Below are 13,512 nucleotides of genomic sequence, written 5' to 3'. Positions count from 1 at the left end.
GCATCTGGTCGAGGCTATGGTCGATGTCTGGTCGACGCTGCGCATTCCCTTCGCGGAGGTCCGCGACGTCGAGTCGCCCTTCGCCAATGACGCGCATTGCACTTATCCGGCCATGAAACGCGCGGCTGAGTAAGCCGCGCTACCGTCCGGCCATGAAACGCGCGGCTGAGCAGGCCGCGCTACCGTCCGGCCATGAAACGCATGGCTGAGCAGGCCGCGTCACGCTTATCGCGCGTTCAGCAGCTGCAGCACCGCCCGCGACGGATAGCCGTCGGCCTTGGCGACGCCTGCCTTGCGCTGGAAGGCGTGGATGGCGAGCCGCGTCACCGGCCCGAAACGCCCGTCGATCTTCCCGTCATACAAGCCGCGCGCGGTCAGGCCGCGCTGGATCGCCTCGCGCTCGGCCTGATCGAGGGGCAGCGCCTCATTCGGCCATTTTTCGCGCAAAATCGGACGCCCGGCGATCCGGTCAGCAAGGACCGAACCGGCAAAAGCGTAAGAATCCGAGAAATTATAGGCCTTCAGCACGAAGAAATTCTCGCTGAGCAGAAAGGCCGGCCCTGGCGCGCCGGCCGGGAAAAACAGCATGGCCTCGCCGGACGGAGGAAACGCGCCGCCATCGACCGGGGCGAGACCGGCTCGGGCGAAAGCGGAAAAATCCGCGCGCAGCGTCGCATAGTCGAAGCCGGCGGGAATCCGCGCCTCGATCAATGGCGGCAATCCAGCGCGCCAGCCCGACTCCTTCAGGAAATTGGCGATCGAGGCCAGTGAATCCGGCCCGCTCGACCAGATGTCCGGGGTTGCCCGTCCGTCAAAGCTACGAGCGTATTTCAGAAAAGCCGAGGGCATGAATTGCGGATCGCCCATCGCGCCCGCCCAGGAGCCGCGCAATTTTTCGCGTGAAATGCCCCGCTGCATCAGAACCAGACCGGCGACGAATTCCTGGCCATAGACCGGATTGTCCGGATGCAGGAAGGCGAGCGTGGCGAGCGAGCGCAAGATATCGCGGTCGCCGCGCGAGGCGCCATAATCGCTCTCCATGCCCCAGAGGGCGAGAATCATTTCTGGCGGCGCGCCATATTGCGCCGCGATCTGCCGCAGCGGCCCGGCGAATTTGTCGCGCATCGCCTTGCCTTTGGCGGCGCGCGCGGGCGAGGCCGCCTCTTCGACATAGGTTTTCAGCGGCCGCACGAATTCGCCCTGCGCGGCGCGCTTGCCGGCGAGCGATGGATCGAGCGTCAGCCCGGACGCGACCGAATCGAAAATCTCTGCCGGTACGCCCGCGGCCCGCGCCGGGGCGCGCAGGCTTTCCACGAAAGAGCCGAAATCGCCCGCGCTCTGCCCGAGAGCCGGAGCCGAGGCGAGGCTGGCCGCGAGGACGAGAAATTCACGACGGTTCATTTTTGGCGACCTTTCGCCGCTTGGCCGATTCAGCCAAAGCGATGCCGGCAAGACCCAGCGCCATGGCCCCGGCATGATAAAGGTGAAACGGCTCGCCGAGCAAAACAATCGCGAAAAAGGCGCCGAACAGCGGCGTGAGATTGGAGAAGATCCCGGCGCGGCCCGGTCCGATCAGCTCCACCGCCCGCATGAAGAACAGCTGGCTCAGCAGCGAGGGCGCCAGCGCGACGAAGAGCACGAGCGCGAAACCCTTGCCGCTCGGCCAATAGGCGCGCCCCATCGCCATTTCCGCCGCCAGAAAGGGCAAGGAGGCCGCGAAGGCCGCGACCGCCATGCCGGCGAAGAAGACCAGGGGCGGCAGATGCGGGCGCCCGCGCAAGGCGATGGTGTAGCCGGCGTAAAGCGCGCAGGCCGCGAGCATCATCAGGTCGCCGAGATTGAACGACAGGTCGCCGAGATGGGCGAGGTCGCCGCGCGTGGCGATCAGGCCGACGCCCAGGAAGGAAACGGCCATGCCGGCAACCTGGCGCGGGGTGACGGATTCGCCTTTGAACAGCGCCGCCCCGGCGAAGACCATGGGCGGGATCGCGCCTTGCAACAGCGTGATGTTAACCGCGCTGGTCCAGTAGCCGGCGAGATAGAACAGCACGTTGAAGCCGGTAAAGCCGCATAGCGCCATGGCGGCGAGAAAGCGCCAGTTCCGCCGCAGCTCGGGGAGATTGGTCAGAAAAGGCGCGCGGACGATCGGCAGCAGCACTGCGCAGACGAACAGCCAGCGCAGGGCGACCAGGGTCATGGGCGCGACGGCGCCGACGGCCGCGCGGCTCACGACGCCATTGGCGCCCCACATCGCCGAGGTCAGCACGAGCAGAAGGACCGCGCGCTCATTCAGGCTCCGCGCGGCCCGGCCGAAAAAAGCGCGCAATTCTCACTCTTTCCAATAGAGGATCGGGCGTGGACCTTGGCCAAGATTCGCCTTTCGGTCCAGCGGAAGCGGCTTGCAATCGCGGAAGGCGCCCTTGGCAATCGCGGAAAGCGCGCTTGCGGAAAAAGAGCCTGAACTCGGTCGAAAAAAATACGCAATCGCCCACACATCATGCGGCCTGCTTCGCTCACCTTTCCGAGTCCCCATGCGCCCTGTTCTGCCGACCGCTCTTTCCTTTGTCGCCCTTGCTGTGGCCGCGCCGGCCCTCGGCGCCGAAATCGACGCCGCCTCGCGCATCGATTCGGTCACGCTTTATCCTGATGCGGCGGTCGTGACCCGCGTCGCGGAAATTGCCCTGCCGGCGGGCGAAAGCCGGCTCGTTTTTCAGGGCCTGCCGGGCGGGCTCGATCCCGCGACGCTGCGAATCGGCGGCGAGGGAGAGGCGCGCCTTGTTCTGGGCGCCGTCGATGTCCGCAAGGCGCCCGCCGCGACCGGCGAGAGCGCGTTCGACGCGCAAATCAAGGCTCTGCGCGCCGAGCGCGCGGCCGCGCAGGTCAGAATCGACGCGCTCGCGGCGAAACAGGCGATGACCCAGCTCTACGCCCAGTCCGGGCCAGACAAACAGGGTGAAAAAGGCCTCAAGCCCGAGGACTGGAGCGCGGCCTGGGATGCTGTTGGCGCGGCGCTGGCCAGGAATGGCGAGGCTTTGCGCGAGGCGCGCGCGGCGGGCGAGGAGATCGACGTCCGCATCAGGGCGCTGGAGGCCGCCCGCCCAGCGCCGGCACCCAAGGGCGCGGCGCGCGACGTCGCGGTGGACATCGAGGCGGCGGCCGGCGGCAAATTCCGCCTCGCCGTGACCTATCGCGTCGCAGGGGCGCGCTGGACGCCCGCTTACGAAGCCCATCTCACCACCAGCGACAAGGGCGGCAAGCCCCAGCTCGAACTCAAGCGCCGCGCGGTCGTGACGCAGGCCACCGGAGAAGACTGGACCGACGTCGCCTTGACGCTCGCCGCCTTCCGCGCGACCGGCGCGGTCGCCGCGCCCGAAGCCGTCCCGCAGATCATCGCCTTTTACGAGCCGCCGGTTGCGCGTCCCGTCGCGGCGGAGGCAAGAGGCGCGGCGACCGGCGACGCCCTGCCGCCCCCCGCCGCGCCGGCGCCCGCGCCGATGCTCGCCAAGGCGGAGACGCGGCAGGCGCAGGTGGAATTTGGAGCCTATCAGGCGAGCTTTGTCGCGCCGGGCCGAGTCAGCCTCGCCGCCGACGGCTCCGCGAAAAATATCGCGCTGGCCTCGCAGAGCCCGCAGGCCGAATTGTCCTGGCGGATGACGCCCGCGCTCGACCCGCGCGCCTTTCTCTCGGTCCATTACGTCAATGGCGAGGAGGCGCCGCTGCTGCCCGGCCCGGCGGCGATCTATCGCGACGGCGCCCTCATCGGGCAGGAGCGGCTTCCGTTGATCGCTCCGCATGAGGCGAGCGATCTCGGCTTTGGCGCGGACGAGCGCGTCATTGTCCAGCGCGCGCCGGTCAAGCGTAAGGAAAACGAGCCCGGCTGGTTCGGCCAGACCAAGTTCGAAACGCGCGAATTCAAGACGATTGTGCGCAATCTGCACGACTTCCCGATCAACGCCGTCGTCACCGACCAGACGCCTTTCTCCGAGAATTCGGCGATCGTCGTCGAGACCTTGCCGCAGACAACGCCGCCCGACGACAAAGATCCTGACGGCAAACGCGGACTGCTGCGCTGGCGCTTCGCCCTCGGCCCCAATGAAAACAAGGAAATCCGCCTCGCCTACCGCATGAAATGGCCCGCCGACCGCGAGGTTGTCGTTCCTTGAGCGGAAGCGGCGCCGCAGGTACCGATTAAGACGTAGGAACGCCCCTCCCAAAAGGGCCGATTCGCTTGAAGGAGTTCATGCTAGCCTTGTCAGATGTCAGGACACAGTTTTCCAAATCGCGACGCGCCATCAATGCTTTCTGGATCAGGGCGACATTGTAAACGGCATTCAACAAGCGGGCTGGTTCGCCAACGGGAGACAAAAATGCCGGTTGCACTCGTGGTCGAAGACGAACCCGAGATTTCTGCTTTTGTCATTGCCACTTTCAGGCAGTTTGGCTGCGATGCATTTGCGATTGAATCCGCTGAGGACGCCGTCGAAATTCTGCAAACCTCCGGCGATATTTCCGTTTTGTTCATCAACCTCGCCGAACAACGCGACGAACTCGAGTTGGCGCAGGTCGTTTCAAGACAATGGCCGAAAATCAAGCTCGTCCTCCTGTCCGCCCGGCTGGACAGCCTGCGCGCCCTGCCCCCCGCCATTTTCATGACCAAGCCCACCAATCCGGCGGCGATCATCGCCATCGTCAAACGTGTGACGAGCGAGACCGGACAAGCACGGCCGCATAGCAAGCCTCTCCACTGAGGCGGGAGGGCGCGGCGGGTGTTCGCAAGGCGTCAACCTTTCGTCCTTAGGTTGCAGTCCCGCCTTCCCGGCCGGCCCTCCCGCCAAGGACCATCGATGACCACGCTTTGCCGTTTTTCCCTGCTCGCCAGTCTTTTCGTGCTGCCCGCGCTTGCGCCCAGCCTCGCGAGCGCCGCCGATATTTCGCTCGACAATGTCGCGCTTCCGACCGGCGAAAAATCGAAAATCACATTCAAACATATAGAAATCGTCGACACCAACCTGACGCAGGAAGAAGCGGCGAAGCTTTTTTCCGGCGCGGCGACCAATGACGAAGCCGCCGCCCTGATCGGCAAGCTTAAGGCCGCCCGCATTTCCATTCCCGAGGCGACGGCGACATCGGACAAGCCCGGCGCGATCGTCTTTCACGACTTCAAGGCCGAAGGAATCGACCAGGGCGCCGTCGCGCATCTGGCGCTCGGCGGGGCGGAAGCCGATCTTCCCGTCGAAACAGGCGGCAAACTCGTCTTCAAAAGCCAGGCCGTGACGGTGGACGGCGTACAGATCCAGCATCTGGCCGACGCGATCCGCACCCGCGAGGCGAAGAACGCCGCGCTCCGCGTCGCTCATGTGGCCTGGAGCGGCTTCGACCTGAGCATTCCAGACAAGGATACGCCCGCTACCGCCGACGGCGGCAATCTGATCCGCCTGCGCCTCAATTCGGCGACGGCGGACCAGAGTTTCGACGGCGACTCGCCGCTCAAGAGCAGCTTCGCCCTCAGTGGCCTGAGCCTTTCCCTGCCCAAGTCTTCGCAGGGCGGCGCCATGCTGACCGCGCTGGGCTATGACAAGATCGACGCCTCGCTGAAAATCGACGGAACCTATGATCCGGCGATGCAGACCTTCTCGCTCGACAATTATCGGATCGAGGCGGTCAATATCGGCTCCTTCGGTCTGCGCGGCCGGGTGTCTGGCCTCGACAAGGCGGCTTTCGGCGGCGACGCCAAAGCCAAGAGCGCCGCCATGGAAGCGGCGGCGCTCCAGTCGCTCGAACTCCGCATCGTCAACTCCGGCGCGTTCGACAAGGCCGTCGCGATCGCAGCTCTTTCGGGGAGCAAGACGCCCGTCGCCGTCAAGACGGAATGGAGCGCCCTTGTGGCGCAGGGTCCGCTGATGATGCCGGACATCCCCGCCGCCGCGACCATCTCGCAAGGCCTCCTCAATTTCATCGCCAATGGCAAGAGCCTGACGCTGAGCCTGAATGCGAAAGCGCCCGCGCCGAAATTCGCGGAGATGGCGGGGCTGGAAGCGCCGCAACAGGCTCTGGGCCGCTTCGACGTCACCGCCGTCGCCGAAGGAACGGCCCCCGCCCTCGCGGTCCTCGCCACGCCGACGCCGCCCGCGCCCGACGCCCAGGCGCCCGCGGAGACAAGGAAATTGACCGGCCTCGCGGCCTGGAGCGCGCTTGTCGGCAACACAATCACGGGCAAGGATTCGGAGGGCTCCCCGCTCAGCGAGTTCTACGCCGCCGACGGCGCCGTAAAGCAGCTTGACGACGACGAAGTCGCGACCGGCAAATGGGCGGTGCGGGGCGACAAGGCCTGCTTCATCTTCGCCGGCGAGAAGGAAGAAACCTGCTACACGGTCGAGGTCGCGGGAAATGTCGCCACCTTCTTCGACGTGGACGGCGACGGCAAGCGCTACAAGATCCTCAAGGGCAACGCCAAGAATCTCTGACGCCGAGAACGTCTTTGATCGCAGTTCCCGATTGCGAGAAACGATCAGCCTTCGCTCCCATCGGGCGGAGGCTCTTCTTTTGGCGGTCGAGGCGTAAGGCAAAGCCGCAATTCCGCCAATATGGACGCTTAGCGCTTCGAGCGTTGGGGCGCGTCCCGATTGAGGACGGCGCCCGCAATCGGTTTGAGTGCTATATTTGAGCTTCAACCGAGCCTATTATGGGTCCGATGACAAGGAAATCGACCATTCAGCGCCGCATGACCGCAGAGCCGCCCATCGGGACCTGCACGAATTCGGTCAATGATGCGCCGTGCGGACGCCAGCAGCAGGAACCGGCGAGCCCCATCATTTTGGAATCCTTTGCTCCCCGCCGATCCGTCCGCATTTGGAGTCTCTTGCGAAAACCCTCGCTTTGGCTCCAGACGCTTCAGGAGGCCGATCTGGAACTGGTGCGAATCCTCTCCCGCACGGCGCATTCCTCGGTCGGGCGGCTTTGCGCGATCGGAATCAGCAAGCTTGGCAATGGCTGGGTCTACATCCCGCTGGCCATCGTGATCCTGGCCTGCTGGGGCCTGTCCGGCTACAAACTGATTCTCTTCGCTTGCATCAACGCTGGCGTGACGCACAGCCTCTATCCGCTGCTGAAGAGACGCTACCGTCGCCGGCGCCCCTTCCTCATCGACCCGGAGCTGTCGTCGCTGCTGGCCACGCTCGACGAACATTCCTTTCCCAGCGGCCACACCATGACCATGACCGCCGTGCTGACGCCCATCGTCATGCTCTGGCCGTCCTTCGCCATTCCGGCGGCGCTGATGCTGCTCTGCCTCGCCTGGTCCCGGGTCGCGACCGCCCACCATTACCCGAGCGACGTGATCGCCGGCGGCTTGCTGGGATTTGGCCTCGGCTATCCGATCGCGCTGGGCCTGATCGCGATCTGGTAGGGCCGCGCCGGCGGGCGGCCCGGGCCAGCCTCGCCTTCCGCGTCAAGAAGCGGCGCGGCGCGCCATCATATCTTGATAGACCGCGCCGATGCGCTCGATATGCCGCGCCATGGTCGGCGCGTCCGACCAAAACCGGTCATAGGATGCGTTCGACATTTTGGTGATCAGATCATCGTCTTTGAGCTGTTCGAGCTTGATCGCCAGATCGTCGGCGTCCTGGCTCTTGAACCAGAAGCCGGTTTCGCCATCCGCCACTTCATCGCGTCCTGCGCAGACATCGGACACGATGATCGGCAGGCCTGTCGCTTTCGCTTCCAGAACGGTCAAGGGCTGGCCTTCATACCAGAGCGAGGGGAACACCAGCGCGCGGGCGCCGCGCATCAATTGCTTGACCTGCGCCGGCGATCGCCAGCCCAGAAGCTTCGCCTCCGGGTAACGCGCGCGAAGTTCGCCGGTGGACGGGCCATCTCCGGCAAAGACCGGCGTCACCCCGGCCTTGCGCGCCGCCTCGGCGAAAAAGAACGGCCCTTTTTCCGGCGACAGCCGTCCGACGAAAAGAAAATCGCCCTTGGCGGGATCGGACTTGCGTCCAAGGTCCTCCGCATCGATCGGATTGGAGATGCGATGCATTCGCGCGCCTTTCGGCAGGCGCGGCGACACGATCGCCGACTGAAAATCCGATATGACGATATAGTCCGAAAAAAGCGCCGGCATCCGCGCCGCGTCGTTCATTCCCAAGTGCCGGAAGCAGCGCCAGAGCTTGCTTTGATAATTGCGGTTGTCGCAATTGGTCGTCCAGCAGGCGGTGGATAGCGGCTCCAGATGGCAGACGCAGTTTTTTGAATAATCGTAGAAACCGCCATTCGGGCAGAACAGAAAATATTCGTGGAAGGTGTAGAGCGCGGGAACGCCAGCCGCGCGGACCGCGGGCGCAAAGGCGCCCGACATGGCCTTGGCCCAACCATGGACGTGAACGATCGTCCGATCGCGCGGCAGCCGCGCCAGCAGCTTTTTCATCTCGCGCGCGGCGGCGAAATTCCAGATCCCCTGAATCGCTCCAGCCGCCTTGGACGGATTGCCGACCAGATCATATTGACCAAGGCAGACGGTTTCGACGCCCGCTTCCGTCAGGCGCGGATCTACTGGCCCGGCCGAAGCGAATATGACCGGCTCATAACCCGCCTGCTTGAGGCCGATGGCGCTCTGCAACGCGACCTTCGCCTGACCGCCCGTGATCGAGGCGTGATCGATGACGATCACGATATGGAGCTTTTCGCTCATTCGCTGCGAGACCTTCCTGGCGCATTGTTCCGTCCGGCACTCTAGCGCCCAAACTTTTTACTCTTCCTTGAAGCGCGCGGCGCGGCGGCGATCCGGTCCGCGCCGGTCGGCCGCGGCAAGGAAGCATTAAACGGGATCCGCTAAGCTGTTGGCGGACCTCTCGCCGGAGTCGCGATGACAGACGCACTTCTTCAAAACCCGTCGTCCCGCACCTTCGACATCCGCAAAATCGTCGCGGATCTGGGTTATCCGTCGCATTGGAACTGGTGCTGGGAGAACTACAAGCCGACGGTGATCGAGCTGTCGCGCGCTCGGGGACTGCGCCGCCACCTCGAAATCGGCGCTGGCCGCGACCCTCTGTTTCAACCCGGTGAGTCCGCCGAGCTCGGCCTGGATATTACGCTCAACGATATTTCCGCGCATGAACTTTCGCTTGCGCCATCCGGTTACGGCAAGGTGGTCTGCGATATCGCGTCGCCACAGGCGCCGGATATTCTGGGACGCGGCAAATATGATCTCGTCTATTGCCGGATGGTCATGGAGCATGTGCCGGATGTCGCGGCGATGTGGCGCAATATCAACGCCGTTCTGGCGCCGGAAGGCGTCGCCTTGGCGTTTTTCCCCACGCTTTACGCTGCGCCCTATGTGCTGAACAGCCTGATGCCGGAAAAGCTGTCGCGCTTTCTGCTGGAATCTATCTTTCCCGAGCGAAAGCAAGACGGCGGCGATCCAAAATTTCCCGCCTATTATAATTATTGCTTCAGCAGCGAAGCCCGGATGACGCCCATGCTGCGCCAGGCGGGGTTTTCCGACGCCGTCATCCTGCCGTTCTGGGGCTACGCCTATTTCTCGAAGTTTCCGGGCGTCAGACAGATCGACGCTGCCTTCAATCGACTGGCGGAACGCCGGGACTGGCGTGCCGTCTCAAGCTTCGCCTATGTGATCGCGACCAAATAGCCGCGCTGTCGCCACATCCGCCGCAAGCGGTCGCAAAAAACCTCGCCCGAAATCCGGGCGAGGCAAAAAAGGCTGAAACGCCTTTCGGATCAGACTTCCGTCATCACCTTGGCGACGCATTCGCTGACATAGTCGATGTTCTTCTCATTCAGCGCCGCGACGCAGATGCGGCCGCTGTCCAGCGCATAGACCGCATATTTTTCGCGCAGCGCGATGGCCTGCGCGGCGGTCAGGCGCGAATAGGAGAACATGCCGTTCTGGCGGACGATATAGGAGAAATCGCGGCCCGGCAGGCGCTCGGAGAGTTTTTCGGCCAGCAGCTTGCGCATCTTCTTGATGCGCTCGCGCATGCCGCCCAGCTCATCGTCCCACTGCTTGCGCAGGGCCGGATCGGCCAGCACAAGGGCCGCCGAAGCCGCGCCATGGCCGGGAGGCGAGGAATAGGTGATGCGGGCGATGCGCTTGAGCTGGCTGAGCACGCGCGCGCGCTCGGCCGCGCTGGCGGTGAGCACGCTGAGCGCGCCGACGCGTTCGCCATAGAGCGACAACGACTTCGAGAACGAGAACGAGACGAACAAAGGCCCGCCGTCCGACGCGAACAGCCGCACGGAGAAGGCGTCCGCCTCCAGCCCTTCGGCAAAGCCCATGTAAGCCGTGTCGAGGAAGGGCGTCAGGCCGCGCTCGCGCACGATCTTCGCGATCTGGCGCCATTGGTCGTGCGACAGGTCGAGGCCCGTCGGGTTATGGCAGCAGGCGTGCAGCAGCACGATGTCGCCCGCGGGGATTGCCGCGAGCGTCTTGACGAGGCCGGCGAAATCCAGTTCGCCGTCGGCGCCGTAATAGGGATAGGTTTCAACCGCGAAGCCGGCGGCGCTGAAGAGGGCGCGATGATTTTCCCAGCTCGGATCGCTGATCCACACCTTGGCGTTCGGCGAAATGACGCGCAGCAGCTCCGCGCCGAGCTTCAGCGCGCCAGTGCCGCCGAGCGCCTGGATCGTCGCGACCTTGGCGAGATCCGCCGAATCCGAGAAAACCATCTGCGCCACGGCCGAGTCATAGGCCGGCAGACCATCGATCGGAACATAGGTGTGCGGCGCGGTCTTGGAGAGCAGGGCTTCTTCCGCCTGCTTCACGCAAGCCAGCAATGGGACCTTGCCGTTCTCGTCCTGATAGACGCCGACGCCAAGATTGACGCGGTGGGGCGCCTTGTCGGCAACGAAGGCTTCTGTGAGCCCCAGGATCGGATCGCGGGGAAGCTCCTGGACATTTGCGAAAAGGCTGTCTTGCATGGATGCGCTCGGCTTTGTTTTGCGATTGGCCGCTTGTTAGCGCATTTTGGGGATGAAAGGCCAGTTGCATTTCCGTCGATGCGGAAAGGGAACAAGCGGAAGCGCGCCGGGTTACGCAATTGTAATCTGGCGTTAAGAGCTTCGCCCTCTTTCAGCCACGGTTTCTGGTCCCTATATGTTCCTGCCGATGGCCGGCTTATGCGGCCATCTCGAACGCGCCGCGTTTGGGCGTTCGGCTAAGGAGGGTTTGATGGCTGCTGCGTTACCAATTTTCGCAGGCGATAACGGCCTGTCCCGCTATCTTGATGAAATCCGGCGCTTCCCGATGCTGGAGCCGCAGGAAGAATATGTTCTCGCCAAACGCTGGCGCGAACATTCCGACTCGGACGCCGCGCATCGTCTCGTCACCTCCCATCTCCGGCTCGTGGCAAAGATCGCCATGGGCTATCGGGGCTATGGCCTGCCGATCGGCGAAGTGATCTCCGAGGGCAACATCGGCCTGATGCAGGCGGTGAAGCGGTTCGAGCCGGAAAAGGGCTTCCGCCTGGCCACCTATGCGATGTGGTGGATCCGCGCCTCGATTCAAGAGTATATCCTTCGTTCGTGGAGCCTTGTGAAACTGGGCACCACCGCGAACCAGAAAAAACTGTTCTTCAACCTGCGCAAGGCCAAGAGCCAGATCTCCGCCTTCGAGGACGGCGACCTCCGCCCGGAGAACGCCGCGGCCATCGCCACCAAGCTCGGCGTGAGCCAGCAGGAAGTGCAGGAAATGAACCGCCGCCTGAGCGGCGACGCCTCGCTGAACTCGCCGCTGCGCGAAGATGGCGACGGCGAATGGCAGGATTGGCTGGTCGACGAAAGCTCCAGCCAGGAGAGCATCCTGGCCGAATCGGAAGAATCGGCCAATCGCCGCGCCGCCCTCGCTCTGGCGCTGGGCGTCCTCAACGAGCGCGAGCGCCGCATCTTTGAAGCACGCCGCCTGTCCGAGGATCCGATGACGCTGGAGGATCTCTCCACCGAATTCGGCATTTCGCGCGAGCGCGTGCGGCAGATCGAGGTGCGCGCCTTCGAGAAGGTGCAGCAGGCGGCCCGCGAAGGCGTCGCCCGGGTCGAAGCCGCCCCGCGCGCGCTTCGCCTGACGCCTCCGCCGCCGACCCCCGCTCCGGCGCCGGCCCGGGTCTGAACGCTCCGCACGGAACAGACGACAAGAATGAGAAAAGCCGCCTCTCGGGGCGGCTTTTTATTTTCCAGCGCGGGCGGCCGGCTTTCAGGGCTGCGTCTTCCATTCGTTGAAGACGTCGTTGACGATTTGCGACCCTCCGACGCCTTTCTCGAAGGTGACCTTGGCGATCTTGCCATTGGTGAGGTTCATCGGAATGTCGAACCAGTTCAGGTTGCGGATCATGTCGACATTCTGGGCCTCGGCGGAGGAATAAAGCCCGACGAGGAAGACGTTCGGCGCAATATCGACCTGCATGCCCTGCAACGCCGCGCCCCGCGGAGCGTCGTCGCGGCGCATTTCCGGCACATTGATGGCGCGGACGCTGCCGACCGTCGAGTCGGCCGCAGGATCGAAGCGGACGGTCAGCGTGTGGCTCGCCGAAAGCGCGGCGTCGTAATTTTTCTCGATGGTCAACGAGCTCTTGAGGCCGGCCTCCGGAATGTCGATTTCGGCGCGTATCGCGCTGGACAATTGCTGGTTGGGGCCGCGGTTCGCCGCGTCGCGCCGCCAGACCACCGTCCCGACATAGGTTTTCACGCCGCCCGGCTCGGAAGGAGCCTGAAGCAGAATCGCCGCGCGATAGGCGATCGGAATGTTGGACGCTGCGCCCGCCGGCGGAGCAGCAGGGGCAGGCCGCGGCGCCGAACCGGCGTCCTCACCAACCCGCTGGCCGATCTTGCCGCCGGATTTCTGCTCGGTCGCCTCGGGCGCAGGCGCCAGCTTGGCGAGGTCTTCCGGCCTGTCGCGCAATTTCCAGGCTGCGACGCCGACCAGCGCGACCACTGCGGCCAAGGCGCCGGCGATGATCGCGAAGCGGCGCAATCCGCCGGCCTGATTAAGTTTTGGCTTGGGCGCGGCGGGACGCAACGCCTCACGCGGGAGGGCGTCGTCCTCGTCGGCCAGCCCGGCTTCGTCGGGAAATTTGGCGATCGGCGGCGGCTCATCAGGCCTTTCCTCGCCTTCGGCCGACGGCCCAGGCTCGGCCTCTGATTCCGGCTCGATCCGGGGCTCGTCCTCCGGCGCGGGCTCAGGCTTGAGCTCGGCCTCGGGCTGAGGCGTGGCCTCGAACGCCAGCGGCGGCTCCGCTTCCGGCGGCGGCGCCGCGACGGCCTGCTCCAGCTCGAGGCGCGCGATCGCCTCCTCCAGCGCATTGGCCTCGCGTTCGATCGCGTGATCCGGCGCCGGCGGCTGCATGCCGCGCAATTGACCCAGCAAAGCCTTGCGGGCGCGGTCGTAGATCGCGGTCCTGGCTTCCGGCGTCGAGTCCTTCAGGCCGGAAATTGCTTTGGCCAGCAGCGGATAATAATCAGCCATTTCGCGCCTTTGTCTTATCTTCAGGCCTGACGACGGCGCGAGCT

The 13,512-nt window shown here is 64.5% G+C and carries 11 protein-coding genes; 6 read left to right on the top strand and 5 right to left on the bottom strand.

What is annotated here, in order from left to right; genetic code table 11:
• Positions 1 to 225 precede the first annotated feature (225 nt).
• On the bottom strand, positions 226 to 1,401 hold the full coding sequence (locus tag QM467_RS10845; RefSeq protein WP_283366333.1) for a lytic murein transglycosylase: 1,176 nt from the start codon (positions 1,399 to 1,401) through the stop codon (positions 226 to 228).
• Positions 1,388 to 2,326 carry a DMT family transporter gene (locus QM467_RS10840; RefSeq protein WP_283366332.1) on the bottom strand — a complete coding sequence of 313 codons (939 nt, stop codon included), beginning with the start codon at positions 2,324 to 2,326 and terminating at the stop codon, positions 1,388 to 1,390. The genes QM467_RS10845 and QM467_RS10840 overlap by 14 nt, the downstream gene beginning before the upstream one ends.
• A gap of 205 nt (positions 2,327 to 2,531) precedes the next feature.
• Here QM467_RS10840 and QM467_RS10835 point away from each other — a divergent pair, with 205 nt between their 5' ends.
• The 4 genes from QM467_RS10835 to QM467_RS10820 all read left to right on the top strand — a co-directional run bounded on the left by QM467_RS10835 (position 2,532) and on the right by QM467_RS10820 (position 7,405).
• Entirely contained in the window at positions 2,532 to 4,163 is a 1,632-nt protein-coding gene (locus QM467_RS10835) for a mucoidy inhibitor MuiA family protein (RefSeq protein WP_283366331.1), read from the top strand.
• A gap of 219 nt (positions 4,164 to 4,382) precedes the next feature.
• Entirely contained in the window at positions 4,383 to 4,748 is a 366-nt protein-coding gene (locus QM467_RS10830; RefSeq protein ID WP_283366330.1) for a hypothetical protein, read from the top strand.
• Positions 4,749 to 4,844: 96 nt separating this feature from the next.
• Entirely contained in the window at positions 4,845 to 6,464 is a 1,620-nt protein-coding gene (locus tag QM467_RS10825; protein ID WP_283366329.1) for a hypothetical protein, read from the top strand.
• Between the two features lie 395 nt (positions 6,465 to 6,859).
• Positions 6,860 to 7,405: a phosphatase PAP2 family protein gene (locus QM467_RS10820; RefSeq protein WP_283366328.1), complete on the top strand. Its 546-nt coding sequence runs from the start codon at positions 6,860 to 6,862 to the stop codon at positions 7,403 to 7,405.
• A 42-nt stretch (positions 7,406 to 7,447) separates the two neighbouring features.
• On the opposite strand, the gene QM467_RS10815 is transcribed toward QM467_RS10820, so the two are convergent.
• The gene (locus QM467_RS10815) at positions 7,448 to 8,686 is read right to left on the bottom strand and encodes a glycosyltransferase family 4 protein (protein ID WP_283366327.1); all 1,239 of its coding nucleotides are present in this window, start codon (positions 8,684 to 8,686) and stop codon (positions 7,448 to 7,450) included.
• A 174-nt stretch (positions 8,687 to 8,860) separates the two neighbouring features.
• On the opposite strand from QM467_RS10815, the gene QM467_RS10810 reads away from it, so the two are divergent.
• On the top strand, positions 8,861 to 9,643 hold the full coding sequence (locus tag QM467_RS10810) for a class I SAM-dependent methyltransferase (protein ID WP_283366326.1): 783 nt from the start codon (positions 8,861 to 8,863) through the stop codon (positions 9,641 to 9,643).
• Between the two features lie 89 nt (positions 9,644 to 9,732).
• Here the strand turns inward: QM467_RS10810 and QM467_RS10805 are convergent, their stop codons facing one another.
• Positions 9,733 to 10,932: an amino acid aminotransferase gene (locus tag QM467_RS10805; protein ID WP_283366325.1), complete on the bottom strand. Its 1,200-nt coding sequence runs from the start codon at positions 10,930 to 10,932 to the stop codon at positions 9,733 to 9,735.
• Between the two features lie 250 nt (positions 10,933 to 11,182).
• Here QM467_RS10805 and rpoH point away from each other — a divergent pair, with 250 nt between their 5' ends.
• Positions 11,183 to 12,115, top strand: a complete 933-nt coding sequence (gene rpoH / locus QM467_RS10800; RefSeq protein ID WP_283366324.1) for an RNA polymerase sigma factor RpoH — start codon at positions 11,183 to 11,185, stop codon at positions 12,113 to 12,115.
• Between the two features lie 84 nt (positions 12,116 to 12,199).
• Here rpoH and QM467_RS10795 read toward each other — a convergent pair whose 3' ends face one another.
• Entirely contained in the window at positions 12,200 to 13,468 is a 1,269-nt protein-coding gene (locus QM467_RS10795; protein WP_283366323.1) for a procyclic acidic repetitive family protein, read from the bottom strand.
• Between the last annotated feature and the right edge of the window lie 44 nt (positions 13,469 to 13,512).

This window comes from Rhodoblastus sp. 17X3, from assembly GCF_030056575.1.
Taxonomy (GTDB): Bacteria; Pseudomonadota; Alphaproteobacteria; order Rhizobiales; family Beijerinckiaceae; genus Rhodoblastus.
Note: the sequence above shows the minus strand (reverse complement) of the source record. Positions and strands in the feature narration are given on the sequence as shown.